This is a genomic window from Aeoliella straminimaris, assembly GCF_024054565.1.
GTDB lineage: Bacteria > Planctomycetota > Planctomycetia > Pirellulales > Lacipirellulaceae > Aeoliella > Aeoliella straminimaris.
In genome coordinates this window covers 1-15,330 of the sequence record NZ_JAMXLR010000078.1, presented here as the reverse complement: position 1 = coordinate 15,330, position 15,330 = coordinate 1, and the positions used below count along the sequence as shown (strand labels likewise).

Annotated in this window: 10 protein-coding genes; 7 read left to right on the top strand and 3 right to left on the bottom strand. The window is 59.5% G+C overall.

What is annotated here, in order from left to right:
• Window positions 1-4: 4 nt before the first annotated feature.
• Window positions 5-4,522: a right-handed parallel beta-helix repeat-containing protein gene (locus NG895_RS23685; protein ID WP_252855028.1), complete on the bottom strand. Its 4,518-nt coding sequence runs from the start codon at window positions 4,520-4,522 to the stop codon at window positions 5-7.
• 258 nt (window positions 4,523-4,780) lie between these two features.
• A complete protein-coding gene (locus tag NG895_RS23680; protein ID WP_252855027.1) occupies window positions 4,781-5,671 on the bottom strand; it encodes a DUF4394 domain-containing protein in 891 nt (296 codons plus the stop codon).
• 230 nt (window positions 5,672-5,901) lie between these two features.
• Between NG895_RS23680 and NG895_RS23675 the strand changes: the two genes are divergently transcribed.
• The 4 genes from NG895_RS23675 (at window position 5,902) to NG895_RS23660 (ending at window position 9,085) form a co-directional block, all read left to right on the top strand.
• Complete coding sequence (locus NG895_RS23675) at window positions 5,902-6,444, top strand: DUF4864 domain-containing protein (RefSeq protein WP_252855026.1); 543 nt, start codon at window positions 5,902-5,904, stop codon at window positions 6,442-6,444.
• 33 nt (window positions 6,445-6,477) lie between these two features.
• Complete coding sequence (locus NG895_RS23670; RefSeq protein ID WP_252855025.1) at window positions 6,478-7,095, top strand: sigma-70 family RNA polymerase sigma factor; 618 nt, start codon at window positions 6,478-6,480, stop codon at window positions 7,093-7,095.
• A complete protein-coding gene (locus tag NG895_RS23665; RefSeq protein WP_252855024.1) occupies window positions 7,092-7,922 on the top strand; it encodes an anti-sigma factor in 831 nt (276 codons plus the stop codon). Before NG895_RS23670 ends, NG895_RS23665 begins: the two co-directional genes overlap by 4 nt.
• 176 nt (window positions 7,923-8,098) lie before the next feature.
• Complete coding sequence (locus NG895_RS23660; RefSeq protein WP_252855023.1) at window positions 8,099-9,085, top strand: cupin-like domain-containing protein; 987 nt, start codon at window positions 8,099-8,101, stop codon at window positions 9,083-9,085.
• A gap of 191 nt (window positions 9,086-9,276) precedes the next feature.
• Here the strand turns inward: NG895_RS23660 and NG895_RS23655 are convergent, their stop codons facing one another.
• On the bottom strand, window positions 9,277-9,885 hold the full coding sequence (locus NG895_RS23655) for a hypothetical protein (RefSeq protein ID WP_252855022.1): 609 nt from the start codon (window positions 9,883-9,885) through the stop codon (window positions 9,277-9,279).
• 452 nt (window positions 9,886-10,337) lie between these two features.
• Between NG895_RS23655 and NG895_RS23650 the strand changes: the two genes are divergently transcribed.
• From NG895_RS23650 to NG895_RS23640, 3 genes are all read left to right on the top strand, one after another.
• Window positions 10,338-10,919 carry an ECF-type sigma factor gene (locus NG895_RS23650; RefSeq protein WP_252855021.1) on the top strand — a complete coding sequence of 194 codons (582 nt, stop codon included), beginning with the start codon at window positions 10,338-10,340 and terminating at the stop codon, window positions 10,917-10,919.
• Window positions 10,920-11,003: 84 nt separating this feature from the next.
• A complete protein-coding gene (locus NG895_RS23645) occupies window positions 11,004-14,102 on the top strand; it encodes a serine/threonine-protein kinase (protein ID WP_252855020.1) in 3,099 nt (1,032 codons plus the stop codon).
• A 153-nt stretch (window positions 14,103-14,255) separates the two neighbouring features.
• Window positions 14,256-15,330, top strand: a 1,075-nt coding sequence (locus NG895_RS23640; protein ID WP_252855019.1) for a hypothetical protein, incomplete at its 3' end; no start/stop codon positions are given.

Genomic DNA, 15,330 nt, shown 5'->3' with positions numbered 1-15,330 from the left:
CGGACTACGGAATGATGACCGCTCCGTTGATGATCAGCCCGTTGGCACCATTGCCGCCAACGTTATTGTTGGTTTCGGTGCCACCCAGGGTGCCGAGCACTTCGATGCCGTTGACCACGTTGTCGAAGGCGGAGTTGCCGGACAGGCTGCCATTGATGTTCAGGTTGAACGTCATGCCGTTGCCGTCGTTCTCATCGGCCGCATTGTTGGCTACCAGACCGGTAACGGTGCCACCGACGTACAAGCCATCGCCGTCGCCGGTGATGCCATCTTCGTTCAGGTCGGTGATGTTCTCGATGACGTTGCCCTGGACACCGCCGGTGATGTTGATACCACGTCCACCCGCAATGGACAGGCCATTCTCATTGGCCGTGTTGGTTGCAACCGTACCAACGACGTCTCCACCGATGAACAGGCCATCGGTGCCATTGGTCGAGGTAATGTTGTTGCCAACCGAGGTGGATGCCGGTGCTGGTCCGGTGACGTTGCCCACGATTTCGATACCACGGGTGCCGTTGTTGCTGGCGTTGTTGAGGTTGAGTGTGCCATCGATATTACCCTCGACTATCAGGCCCACACCATCGTTGGAGCTGGTGGTATTGCCGTTGACAGTCGTCGTGATTGCCGAGGCCGCGTTCACCCGCAGCACGTCGCCGGTGATGCGAATGCCGTCGCCGTCGAACGTGGCGCCGGCTCGGTTGGAGGAGCCGGTATTGTTGTTCACGGTGCCGTTGATGGTGCCATCGACGAACAATCCGATACCGCCCGCGGCTCCCTGACCATTGTTGTTGGTCTGGTTGTTGGTCACCTGAGCGGCGATGTCGCCATCGACGAAGATGCCGTGCAGGCCGTTGTTGCTGGCGGTGTTGCCATTCATCGCGGTGAACGAGGGCAACGGGTCGACCGCACTGAGGCTGTCGATCGAAATACCCGAACCGGTGTTGCCGTTGGTCGTGTTGTTCGAGATGCCAACGTTGCCGCTGAAGTTCGAAGCAATCACGTTTTGCAGGTTCATGCCGTCGCCACCGTTGGTGTTGGCGACATTGCCGAGCAGGTTGCCATTCAGGTCGCCGTCGACGAACAGGCCGTGCCGACCGTTGTTGGAGAAGGTATTGAAGTTGATGTTGCCCGTATGCGAGGTGGCCAGACGGATGCCGTCGCCATCGCTGACGGCACCGGCCAGGTTGCCCGAGGCGGTGTTGTTCAGGATGTCGCCGCTCACCGTGCCACCGAACGACAGGCCGTTGCCACCTTCGCCACCGGCCGACTGACCGTTGGTGTTGGCCGTGTTGCCGGTGACGTCGCCACCGACGGTGGTGTCGACCAGCAGGCCGTCGAAGCCATTGTTGTTGGTGATGTTGTTCGTAACTTCACCATCGACGCTGTTGAGGTGTAGGCCAAACTCGCCGTTGTTCGAAGCGGTATTGCCGCTCAGGTTGCCGGTGAGCGTGGTTCCCTCGATGCCGCTGCCGCCGTTGTCCGATGCGGTGTTGTTCGAGATGTTGCCACCCACATTGCCGGCCAGCGAGATGCCATCGCCATCGTCGGTGGTGCCGGCCAGATTGCCCGTGGTGGTGTTGCCTGACAGGTCGCCGGCGATCGTGCCGCCGAAGATCATACCGCTACCACCCTCGCCGCCGGCCGACTGTCCGTTGTCGGTTGAAGTATTGCCGCTCACGTCGCTAGCCACGTTGCCAGTGACGTTCAGGCCTGCGAAGTCGTTCTCGTTCAGGGTGTTACCAGTCACGTTGTCCACGGTGCCGTTGACCGCGATACCGATCGACCCGTTCTGCTCGGCCGTGTTGCCCGACAGGTCGCCTGTGATGTTGAAGACGTTGATGCCACTATTGGCATTGCCGTTGGTGGTGTTGCCCGAGACGTCGCCACCAATCGTGGCGCCGTCGATCCGAATGCCGAAGTCTTCGTTGTTGTTAGCCGTGTTGCCGGACAGGTCGCCGGCCAGCGTGCCCTGCAAGTACAGGCCGTTGCCATCGGACGAGCTGCCGGTGTTGTTGCCGCTGGTAGCATTTCCGGAGATGCTGCCGCCGACGTTGCCGACAATGCGGATGCCATCGCCGCCCAGGTTGGCTGCCGACAGACCATTGGTGTTGGCTACATTGCCGGTGACATCGCCAGTCACGTTGCCGTTCATCCAGATGCCATCTATGCCGTTGCTGCTGGCGGTGTTGCCGGAGACGTCGCCGCCAGTCGACTGAGCGAACAGGCCGAACTCGCCATTGCCGCTGGTGGTGTTGCCGGAGACGTCTCCACTAACCGTGTCAGCGAGGATACCGCTGCCGTCGTTGCTGCCCGCGGTGTTGTTCGAAAGGCTGCCACTGACCGTGCCGGTCACTAGAATGCCGTCGCCATCGTTCACCGCGCCGCCCTGGTTGGAGTCAGCCGTGTTGCCGGTGACCGAACCACCCACGTTGCCGACGATTTCCAAACCATTGCCGCCGTCGACGCCTTGGCCATTGGTGCTGGCCGTGTTGCTCGTCACGGTGCCAGTGGTACCGTTAAGCAGCAGGATACCGGTGCCATCGTTGCCGGTGGCCGTGTTGCTGGTGGCACTACCGGTGAGCAGCCCGGTCAGCTCGATGCCGACACCCGCGTTTGCTGCGCCTTCGCTGTTGCCCGTGGCGGTGTTGCCGGCCAAGGTTCCGTTCATGGTGCCGTCGATCAACAAGCCGCCACCGCCGTTGGCGCCGGAGCCGTTGTTATTGGTGGTATTGCCACCGACATTGCCCACCACAGCGGATCCGCCGCTGCCGATGCTGATGCCAAACTCGCCGTTGTCAGAGGCCGTGTTGAGTGACCCGTTGCCGGTGAGTTGTCCCGCGATCAGCAAGCCGTTGGTGGTGTTGCCCGAGGCGGTATTGCTGGTGACGTTGCCCGTCACATCGCCGCCCACGTCCAGACCATCGTCTGTATTGTTGGACACAGAGTTTTGCGTGAAATTGCCAACCAGATTGCCCGCGATATTCACGCCATCGCCCGTGTTGCCGTCGATGGTGTTGTTCGTGATATCTCCGGTCACGTTGCCAGTGGCGGCGATACCGCCGCCGGCGTTACCAGTGATGGTGTTGCCCGTGGTGGTGCCTTCGTAGTCGCCCGTGATCGCCACGCCTGCACCGGCAGTGGTTCCGGTGATCGTATTGTCTTCGATGGTGTTGGAACCAGTCATGTTGGCGAACGCGATGCCTGCGTTGGTTGCACCGGTAATCGTATTCTCGTGAACGTAAATTCCGCTCTGCCCGGTGGAGAACACACCATTGCTGCCGGCGCCGATGATGTTGAACCCAGCCAGCTCGACGTTGTCGGCGGCCAGGGTGAAGGCGTTGCCAACCGAGTTTTGCACGATGGGCATTGGGCCGCCGTTAACCGTTGGTAGCACGACGTTGCCAATTTGCTGCGTGAACACGGTGTTGGTGATGCCTTCGCCCAGTACGCGCTGGCCTTCGGTGCTGGTGATGAACGATTCGCCGTTGAACACCCCGCCACCATGTACGTATACGATGTTCTCGGGCCGGTTCGATGCCTCGACCAGCGTGCCGAACGGTGTTTCGAACGTTCCGTCGCCGCCGGCTGCACCTTGCTCCACGTGAGCGAACGTAATGGGTGTGCCATCGGCGCCGGTGGCTACGATGGTTTCGTCGCTGCTGGTTTCGGCCAGCACGATATGTTGAATGCGCTCCACGGGGTCGCCAAGCCTGGCTGCCACGTTGGTCGCCGAACTCTCGCGCTCGCTACGGGCCGATACGCCCCATCGCCACAGCATGGTAACACCCGCGGTGGTATCGAATTGGTCGTCGTGCTGCACGTAACCCGACACCCAGAATTCGTCGCCGCCCCGGAACTCGAGTCGGGCGCGAGGGCCGGTTGCCGTCAGATCGAGGTCGGTGTCGTTGAACCAGTAGCCACCGATGGCTCCGCGAATCTGCGCGTTGCCGCCGTTGTACAGGACCCGCGCCACTTCGCCATGAATGCCGCCCATGGCGTTCTGATTGGTCAAGTTCGAGAGCAACAGGTTATGTCCCTGAAACTCAGTTTCGATATTGCCCGTCAGCAGTAGCGTGGTGGGATCGTTGCCGAACGGCACGTGGCCGTTGAAGCGGAAGTCCCAGAACTGTCCGAGCGACTCTGCACCGATCGTGAACTGCTGGTAGTCGGTCAGTCCCGTGTCGCGGGAGTCATAGTAGGCGTAGGCACCCCACACGCGGTTGTAATTCCAGTCATACCATCGCCCGCCAAGGCCGAGATTCAGACCCACCGCGTCCGATTGATCGTTGTACAACTGGAAGCGCAGGTCGCTGAACACGATGCTGTTCTGCGTGGGCTGGATCAACGGCAACCAGGTTTCGAACCGGGTAAACCCGTCGTCCAGGCCGACCGAGTCTCCCGAGTCGTAACCCAGACCAAACTGGTAGTCGATACCCTGGCCGCACGCGGCGCCCGCCGACGCCACGAAAAGACATGCCAAGAAATAGGTGCTTAGGACTGGTGCGGTTGATTGCAGTTTCACTGCTAGCTCTCCGAAGCTATATGCCAACGGACCGGTAGACCGGTAGGGGTTCTCTAGCTACTTCGGGTCGCTGCAACCGTTAAAGTTAACCAAACCGGTTTAATCGGAATGATTGTTAAAACGGGTTGAGTTTAGTGCTGCTCGGGGGCTGGCAATGCTGCCATTACTAGTGGTGTGCGCATGAAAAAGGCGGCCACCGTTCAGCGCGGCGGCCGCCAGCAGTGTCTCCGCGAATCAGATGGCGGAGTTGGGGGGAGCTCAGCGTCGGCGGATTCCCCAAATTCCGCCGAGCATCGCTAGCACCGCCAGGGCAGCACTCGATGGTTCTGGAACCGGCACCGCGGCCAGGCCCCAGACGGTGGTCGAGATGGTACCAAGTGAAGTTGCTGCACCCGTCGACAGGTCGATGGAGTACAGTGTGGAGGTCACTGCTCCGACGCCGTCGGAAAACGCAGCGAATGCATTGCCGGTCGTGGCAACGTCGAACCCACCAATATCGCTGGCATCGATGCCGAGGCTGCCAACGGTTTGGAGGGTGCCAGCATTGTTAGCTTGCGTGACCAGCATATCGAGCTGGGTGTCGATGGCTCGCAACTGAGTGCTACTGGCAAGTGCACCCAGCACGTTGCCGTCGTAGGCGTGATGTACCACGTTGGGGTCGACCCCCTCGTTTGCGTCACCGGCAGCAAACGCCACGGGAGTCGTCATCGCGATGTTGGCGTCGCCGGTGTCGGGATGGGCTACGAAATTCTGGTTGGCGTCGCTCACGATGCGGATCTTGTCAATTTGCGGATTAAAGTCAAACCCGAAGTTTCCGCCGTTGAGTTGATTGCCGTTGTCGGGGTTCATGAACCCGCTGCCCACCTTCGTCGCAACACCCGTTGCCGAGATCGTATAAATGGCGTCCATATCGCTAAGCGCGTACAGTTGACCGGTTAGAGGACGAAAGTCGATCGCCTGAAGCTCCTCGTCGTCGGCAACACCGGTGATACTCATCTCCGAGAAAACATCGGGGCTGCTGCTGTCGAAGCTTCGTAGCCCCTGACCTCCGCTAACCAGGTTGGTGAGGGCTACGAGTCGTTCGGCGCGTACCTGTCCCGCAATGCCTGCTGCGACCAGGCATGCGACTGCCAAAATGGATTTGTTCATTGAATGTTGCTCCGGAGGTGGCTAAAACGAATGCGATGGAAACCGCAACAACGGTTTCGGTGCACTTCACCAGGAGCTACGAGCCTCCGGCCGCCTTGGATGAGTGCTTGACCAGAAAATGTTGGATTTGTTTAATCCGGCCAAACTGTTTCTTGCGATGGGCATCGCGAGCGAATCTAATGGACTAGTTGAATCGCGATTTACTGAAACGGCACTCCCTCGCGGCAGATATGGTTCGCAGATTTCTAGCCCTGGCGGTTTTATTGGTGCTGGCCAGCGGGGCCTTTAACGCCGGAGCTTTGTGGAGGCACCATCATCCGCGCCCCCTTGTCGAGCAGGCAGATTTTGCCACACCAGACGGGCAGGTGAGCGCCACGGACCTTCTCGACCCAAGAGAGGTTGTCTGCACGCAAGTGGCAGCCCTGGCCGAATGCCAAACCAACCCCGATGCCCTGCGTCAGGTGTACGCTTTGGCCGCGCCAGCCAACAAGGCGGCGACCGGTCCGATCGAGCGCTTTGCTGGCATGCTCGTCAATCCCACTTACCGACCTTTGGTGGAACGCCGCAGTGCGATCGTGGGTCAAGCCGTCGTACGTGAGCCGTGGGCCACGGTGACGGTTACCACCATGGATCATGAGCACGGTTTGTCGGTGTTCCATTTTTATCTCGAACGCCAAGCCGAGGGACCTCACGCTGGTAGTTGGATGACATATGGTGTTCAAGGGGATCCGCTACCAGGCCAGCAAACCGAACGCGCAGTTCTCGGCATTTGATCAGGTCGCCTCGCGCGTCGACGTACTCCCTTCATGAATGTGCCACCGCCCAATTTGCCCTCCGACGACGAGCCGCTTGGCGACGAGCAGTTGATGGTGGCGATTGCGCAGGGCGACGCCGCGGCCTTGGAAGCACTGTACGACCGCTATTCTGGCACGCTCTACCCGATCTGCCTGCGAATTCTGAAGAATGCCAGCGATGCCCAGGGCATACTGCTCGATGTATTTTGGGAAATCTGGCAACGTGGTGAAAGGTTTGATCCAAATCGCGGCACGCCGCGTAGCTATCTAGTGATGCTAGTCCGTAGTCGTGCGATCGACCTGCTGCGCAAGGAGAAACGCCGTGCCGAGCACGAGCAACTTACCGCCATCCACGGGCGAGCCGGCCTGGCGGATGGCCAGGCTGCCAGCCAACCGGCACAGCAGGCGATACATACTGAGGATGGCGAACTGTTGCATCAGGCACTCGACAGCCTGAGCCCGCCGCAACGCGAAACACTGCACCTCGCCTATTTCGATGGACTTACGCACCAGCAGATTGCTGAGAAAACCAAACTTCCATTAGGTACCGTCAAGTCGCATATACGTTTAGGACTCAATAAGCTGCGAGGCATCCTCCGCCGAGATCCTGCGGGAGGGCCCAAGCAATGAACTGCACCCAGATTCAAGAACTGCTCCCCGAATATTCACTCGGGTTGCTGACCGAAGCGGAAGCAGCCGTGGTCGACGAGCACCTGGCGGCTGGTTGTTATCACTGCGAAGCGATGCTGGACGAACTGGGCGAAGCAGCAGCCATCATACCATTTACCGACCCAACCGCGACACAGCATCTTGAACCACCGGCAGAGCTGAAAGATGCACTCATGCAGCGCGTCCAAGACGACGCACGGCATCGCGTCGCCGAGGTAGCCACTGTGCCGAGGGAGGACAGCGTGCCTCCTGCTGCGAAGTCTCGCTCGCGTTGGAAGTACGTCCTCGCCTACGCGGCGGCTGCAGCCATCGCGTTTGTGATGGGTTCCCAGTTCACGGTTCCGCCCCAGCCGCTGGTGCTCTCCCAGGCGGAACGCGAACAGCTCTATCAGGAACGAATGGCCCAGATTCAGCAGTCGTTTGACGCCGAGCAGGTGCGGCTGGCCACGGCCACCCGCTCGGCCAGCCAGCCCCATAAGCAAGGTGCCGTTGTCTGGGACTATCGGGCGCGCCAGGTACACTTGTTTGCCTTCGACCTGCCAGCAACCGAAAGCAGCGGGGTACTACAAGCCTGGGTGGTCGACGGGGTGGGGGCCTGCATTCCAATTGGGTTGCTTGAAGTCGATCAGCGCGGCGATGTTGCCCAAGCCTTCACAGTGCCACAGCAGGTGGACTCAGTCCACAGTATTCTCGTGACTCTGGAGCCTGAGCCGGCCGCTTCTACTATTCCCGCCGGCAGCCAGCCGCCAGGCGAAGTGCGGCTAGTCGCGCCGTTCGAACCGCAGTAGCTCGTTGCGTTGCTGCCACATGCATGTTGCTGCGTGACCCGTCAACGGGTCCGGTACTAGCGCCTGTAGCGGTTGTTGGCCCCCATTGGGTGTAAATCTGGCATTGGTCCGCCACTTGCAATGTCAGATTGCCAAGTTCCTCTTCGCCCTCTTCGTACACTTCATTGGTACCGATAATGACTCAATCGCTCCTCGATAACTGGACGCAACAAGATTTCGATACTGTGGAAGAGGGCGTACTCGTCGCCCGCCACAACCTGGCTGCTACTGGCCTGTTTACCGACGATGCCCTGGCCGACATCATCGACACGCATCCCGCCGACGACCTCAGCATCAACACCATGGGCGTCGACCCTAATGTGTTCGACTGGCGCGAGGGCGAACGCAACGGCGTGAGTGGTCGCGAACTGCTGCAACTGGTTCGCGAAGGACAGCTCTGGATCAACTGTCGCAAGATGCTGGCCAACAACCCCGACTACGCCCGCGTGTTCAACGAGGTGTACGACGAGATCGAGGCGAACAAGCCCGGCTTTCGGGCCCAGCAGCGGACCGCCAACCTGCTGATCAGCTCGCCCACCGCCTGGGTGCCCTACCACGTCGACATGCCAGTCAACATGCTGTGGCACATTCGTGGCACCAAACGAGTGTGGGTCTACCCGCACTTCGACAAGCGATTCGCATCGAGCCAGGTGCTCGAAAAGGTGTGCAGTGGCGAGTGGTCCGAGGACGTGCCCTACGACACCAGCTTCGATCGCTACGCCCTGGTGTTCGACGCCCAGCCGGGGCAACTTATCACCTGGCCGCAACTTGCCCCGCACCGAGTGCGCAACCTTGAAGGTCTGAACGTCTCGCTGTCGACCGAGCACAAGAATCCGCGTGCCAAGCGTCGCATCAACGTGCACACGGCCAACCACCTGATGCGAACCCGTTTCGGCAAGGCTTGCCAGAGTATCGAGGTCGAAGGCCTTGCGGCCCACGCCAAACAGGCGATGGCCCGCACCTTCCGCCTGGCCGGCAAGTTCGTAGGCCAGGAGAAGGAGCAGTTCGTCTATACCAAGACGTTCGTCGTCGACCCTGACGCACCGCACGGCTATCGCGTGAAGGAAGGTGTCGAGTCGGCCGTGGTCGCTCCGCATGAAGAGTTGGAAGCCGTGCACGTCTAGGGCTCCGACCACTACCAATACGAAGAGGCGCAGCGGGGCGCGCGGAACCTTTCAAAGGTTTCGTCGCCCCGCTTTGCTTTGCGCTGCAAGCTGGTCACCGACGGATCCACTGCAGATCTGCAGCGCAGGGGCGACGAAACCGGCGTCGGACGAACTGGCCGGCGCCGTTTGCGGACCTCTATCCCGCGGGCTCATTTGTCCTGCAAGACCTCTACAGCGCTCTGGGTGGAGTTTTCTATTTCGACGTCGAAATGTTCATCGATCGCAAACGGGACCTTGCTCCCATCGTGCTTGGTGAAATGCCCTTCCATCTGCAGCGTCAGTGGTTTAGGACGTGTCACAACGTCGGGGATTTCTCCGGAGATAACCCAGACGTTGCTTTTCACAATCCGACCACCAGTGACGCTGTTCACCGATTCAATCTGCCTGGCAGCAGTACGCAGCGGCAGTTTCAGTTTCGTCGTAGCCGCTTCGACGGAGCCATCGTCATAGATCACCTTCAAACTCGTGAACTCAGCATTCTGAAAACTCTCGTCGTTGTCCGTGTAGTCGAACGCCAACCCATAGGGTAGTTTGCTCTGGAGCGTCCCTCCGGATAGGGAGCTCAACTCCGTATTGGTGTTGATCCAGATGCTCGGCGCCGGATCCGTAGCAGCCGTTTTGGGGTTGGAAGGGACGAACCGTACCGTATCGACCTTGTAGGTGCCGCTCGGCGGTCCCATCATATTGCTACACGATTGCATGGTCGCAAACAGTGGCACCACCGCGAGCACGATGGCAGCTCGTTCCAACAAACGCATCAGAAGCTCCTTTTGGGAAGCAGATTCGGACTTGGATCGATCGTTTGCGTCGCTGCAAGCTGCCCGAGTCAAATGCTCATGCGACAGCTATACGGCTCTTCGCGCATTGTAGCGCGGCAGTCCCCAATCGGCACCCATTATTCTGTCACCGCTTGCCCGAGTACCACACATTCGCGGTCAGAGTGTGAATTTTCGATGTTTTTCTGCACTCTCGAAACGGGCGGGGTGAGCTGCACCGCTGGGAGTTGGGAGATGCTCGAATTGGTGGGCGTGTCACTGCTTGGGCGCCGGCTATCGACGCGCCGAAGGAGTTCTTCTTTGAGCTGGCGAGCGATACACCCGCCACGCTTAGCGTTGCCGCAAAGTGCGGGCGGTGGTGCGACCTCCGCAAGAACTGGACTGGTGTTCTGCCCGCGTGAGCACTCAGGTCGACTTCTGCTATACTCAGTCCCATGGCCGACGTCACTCAAATCCTGTCGCAGATTGAGCAGGGAGACCCAACTGCCGGCGACCAACTACTGCCGTTGGTTTACGACGAGTTGCGGAAACTGGCCGCCGCCAAGCTAAATGGCGAAAAGTCGAGCCCAACTATGCAAGCAACGGCGCTGGTCCACGACGCCTACGTTCGGTTAGTGAACGTCGAAACGGCCCAACACTGGGAATCGCGGGGGCACTTCTTCGCCGCCGCGGCCGAAGCCATGCGGCGGATACTGATAGAGAGGGCGCGAAAACGCTCTCGGCGGGATGCCATTCGCGGGCAACAAGTCTCGCTGGATCAATTGGCTTCGCCCGAGTCGTTCTCCAACGCGCAGTTGCTGTTGATGGACGAGGCTCTCGGCAAGCTCGAGGCCAACAATCCGGAAGCGGCTGCCATCGTAAAACTGCGGTTCTTCGCAGGCCTCTCGATGGATCAATCGGCCGAGGCGCTGGGGATACCCAAACGCACGGCCGAACGAAAATGGACATACGCGCGGACCTGGCTGCACCGCGAAATGGAGAAGTTCGCTACGGATGATGGACCGGGAGGTAGTTAGAAAAACTTTTCAATTTTATTGGCGGACTTCGGCGTCGTCGCGTCGCATTGTATAGCAGACAGCGACAGTAGGAGAACCGTACCGATGGCCGAACTCAAATACGATGCTCAGAGTATCTTTCTTGATGCGCTGGAAGTCCGGGGCGACGATGAGCGTGCGGCATTTCTGAACGTGCAATGCGGCGCGAACATCAAGCTTCGTGAGGAAGTCGATGAACTTCTGCGTCATGCCTCGCGGGTTGGTAATTTCTTAGATCCCGAAGCGACCGGCACCGTCGACCAACCCGTTACCGAGCGGCCCGGCGATACGATCGGCCCTTACAAGCTGCTGCAGCAGATTGGCGAAGGCGGCATGGGCGTGGTGTACATGGCCGAGCAGACCGAGCCGATCGAGCGGCGGGTGGCGCTGAAGATTATCAAGCCCGGCATGGACACCCGGCAGGTGATCGCCCGCTTCGAGGCCGAGCGTCAGGCGCTGGCGATGATGGATCATCCCAACATCGCCAAGGTGCTCGATGCAGGGGTTACGGAGACTGGTCGACCCTATTTCGTGATGGAACTGGTAAGAGGAGTGCCGATCACCCGATATTGTGACGAGCATCACTTGACGCCCCGCCAACGACTGAAGCTGTTCATCCCCGTATGCCAGGCAATACAGCACGCCCATCAGAAGGGAATCATCCACCGCGACATCAAGCCGTCCAACGTGCTGGTGGCCGATTACGACGATCGGCCGGTTCCGAAAGTGATTGACTTTGGTGTTGCCAAAGCAACCGACCATCGGCTGACCGAGAAGACGATGTTCACCGAGTTTGGACAGGTCCTCGGCACGTTCGAGTACATGAGTCCCGAGCAGGCCAAGCTCAACCAGTGGGACGTCGACACGCGAACCGACATTTATTCCTTGGGAGTGCTGCTTTACGAGCTGCTGGCGGGCGAAGTGCCTTTCGACCGCCAGCGGCTCCGCAGTGCGGCCTTTGACGAACTGCTGCGGATCATCCGCGAAGAAGACCCACCGCGACCGAGCACGCGTGCGAGCACGAGCGCGTCGCTTGCCACGATCGCCGACAATCGTAAGACCGAGGCCACGCGACTGGGCGCGATGATTCGCGGCGAGCTCGACTGGGTTGTGATGAAGGCGCTCGATAAGGACCGTTCTCGAAGGTACGAGACGGCCAACGGACTGGCCATGGATGTCGAGCGATATCTCAAAGACGAGCCGGTGGTCGCGGGTCCACCGCTCGCGCGGTATCGGCTGGCCAAGTTCATCAAGAGGAACAAGGTGCAGGTGATCGCGGCGGCGGCCGTGACGGCGGCATTGGTGGCGGCACTGATTGGCACCACGGCGGGAATGGTGTGGGCGATTCACGAACGCAATCGTGCGGATAGCGAATCACGCCGAGCCGCTTATGCAGCACAGCGGGAAGCAGAAGCGAGAGCGCAGGCGCAGGTAAACGAGCAGCATGCGGTTGAGCAGCAAAAGATCGCCGAACGTGCGTTAACGCGCGCAACTGAAGTAAACAACTTGATTACGCAAATGTTCGCGAGCATGGACCCCGACGAGGCCCAAGGTGCGGACATCAGCTTGCTGAGTTCCATCCTCGACGCAACGTCCGAGCGTCTTTCCCAAGGAGAGATCAAAGACGAAATTGTGGCCGCCTCCTTACACGGCGTGTTGGGACGAGTATACATGAGCCTTGGCCTCTACCCAGCAGCCGAGAAGCACCTGCCGCTGGTCGTCGACATCTACACAGAGCATCTCGGCCCCGAGGACCACGATACGCTCAATGCGATGCACAATCTCGCCATGCTCTACCAGTATCAAGACAAGTCGGCGAAGTCCATTCCTCTCTATGAAGAGGTGCTCGAGATCAAAACACGAGTGTTGGGGCCATTCCACCTGGACACATTAAAGACGATGAACAACTTGGCGGGAGCGTACAACAAACAAGATCGCACCGACGCGGCGGAGTCACTATACGGCGCCGTGGTAATGAAAGGCACGATTGAATTGGGCTCGGAAGACCCGACCGTGTTAATGGCGGCAAGCAATTTAGCTCGACTGTATAGCGAGCAGGGACGACACGACGAAGCCGTATCGCTACTGCAGAACACGCTCGAAACGCAGACGCGTGTGCTATCCCCTAGTCACCCCGATACTCTGTTCACAATGTCCAGTTTGGCGCATGCACATTATCGGCGGGGCGACCTTGAAGAGGCGATCCGGTTGTATCGGAAGGCTGCGGACAGGCAGGCGTTTGTGATGGGACCAGATCACTCTCAGACGCACTCGACCAACTCTGGTCTGTCCGCCATGTATTGGAACCGAGCCGTCGATTGGGCCGAAGCTGGACAGTGGGATCTGGCGGCGGCCGACTGGACGCTCGTGCTCAAGCGGGCTCCAGATAGCGACGACTGGGCTTCAGATCGAAAAAACGCTTGCCGCAGGATCGCCAGTTGGCCTGAGGTGTTTGACCGACTGACCGCTGCGCACCCGGACGAGACGACTCTGTGGATTGGGCGGGCGCAACACCTTGCCGAGCGGAGCCGGTGGGATCAAGCAGCCTCCCACTACGCACGTGGGTTTGAGGCTCGTTCCCTCAACGACGCCGCGCTCATCGAGTACGCGGGCGTCTTGTTGCTCACTGGCGACGAACAGAGTTACCAGCGGCTTTGCGAAGAGGTGGCAGCCAAGGTTGCTGGCCCCCCTGGCAGCTACGAGGGTTTCGTCGCCGCCCGTACGGCTTGCCTCCGCCCCAGTAACTATGTTGTACCTAGCCGATTAGTGCAGTTGGCGGAGGAGCGATTGGCGGGCGATAAGTCCCCTTGGGTCTTCCATGTGGTGGGCCTGGCCCGCTATCGCGACGCGCAGTACACCGATGCCATGGCTGATCTCCAGATGTCGAATGCCGGCGATTGGGGAGGAGAGCGGGCTGCCGAGAAAGGCCTCAATTGGATGGTACTCGCGATGTGCCACCACCAACTCGGAAATCCTATCCAAGCCAGCAAGTGCTACGAGCGAGCGACGACTTTGATGGCGACCGCCACCCCAGAGCCTGGAGGTGCGGCATCCGTGCCGGTGCCCGACTGGATCGAATGGTGCGTCTTGCTTCACGAGGCCGGGGAGTTGTTGGACATCGAGGGCAGTGGCCCTAATAACACGGGTCTTCAAGATTCCTCTTAGTTGAATCTGTCGTCGATTGTGTTTGTCAATCCCGACTCGTCGACCCTCTCTCGAAGTGCTCCCACGTTGATGCAGTTGCAGAGTGCGCTGCGTTTTCGGAGATGCTATGTGCCTCACTCTTAACTAAGTCTGCCTTCTGAACTGGAGAAAACGATGCGAATGCATTACGCCGCTGCTACGGTGATTACCCTTTTGGTCACGTTAAGCTGCCTGGATGCGGCCAATGCATCCAAGTACAGGGCAGAGCTACTGGAGCTAGTAGGCTACGACACCGCCACGGCCTCGAGTGCTTCTGGAGGAAGTCTGGCTGGTTGGGGAATCGGACCCACGACCGATGGTGAGCAACATGCGCTGCTGTGGATCGGTTCGGCTGACAACGTGGTCGATCTGCACCCCAACGGGTTCGAATCATCCGTTGCTCAGAGCATTTCGGGAGCGTACCAAGTGGGCTTTGGGCGGGAGCCATCGATGGAGGTGATCAAGCCTGCACGAGCATTGTTGTGGAATGGAACGGCGGAGAGTGTGGTCGATCTGCATCCCGCCGAGTTCGAGGTTTCCATCGCAACCGGCGTTTCGGGCGATTACCAAGTGGGCTTCGGTGGGCCGTTGAATAACTTTAGAAACCAGGCACTGCTTTGGAATGGTACAGCGGAAAGTGTCGTGAAGCTGAATCCCGCGGGGTACATCGAATCCCAGGCCTCTGCGATATCTGGCACCACCCAGGTCGGTTTTGGAGTTCCCGATTCTCCAACGGGCACCCCACACGCCATGCTGTGGCACGGCACGGCATCGAGTTACGTGGATCTTCATCCCGATGGTTTCTTCAGTTCGTTTGCTTACGGCGCTTCCGGCGAGATTCAGGTAGGCGATGGAGTGAAGCTGGGAGGTGATCTCTCGAATCCAGGCATCCATGCACTCCTGTGGCGTGGTACGGCGGAGAGTGTGGTTGATTTGCATCCCGCAGGTAATGATTGGTCTACCGCGTTTGATGCCGCTGGAGATGTTCAAGTTGGCGTCGTGATCCCCGAATCATTTTCTCCTGGATCCTTTGCCTACGCCTGGTATGGCACGGCCCAGAACGCTGTGAATCTCCACATGTATCTAGAAGGCGTGGAGCCCGAACTCGTGGGCTCAACGGCATTCACGATTGATGACGACGGTATGATCTATGGAGTGGCTGGCGATGGAGCCATGAGCTACATCGTCCGCTGGACGCCAGTCCCCGAAC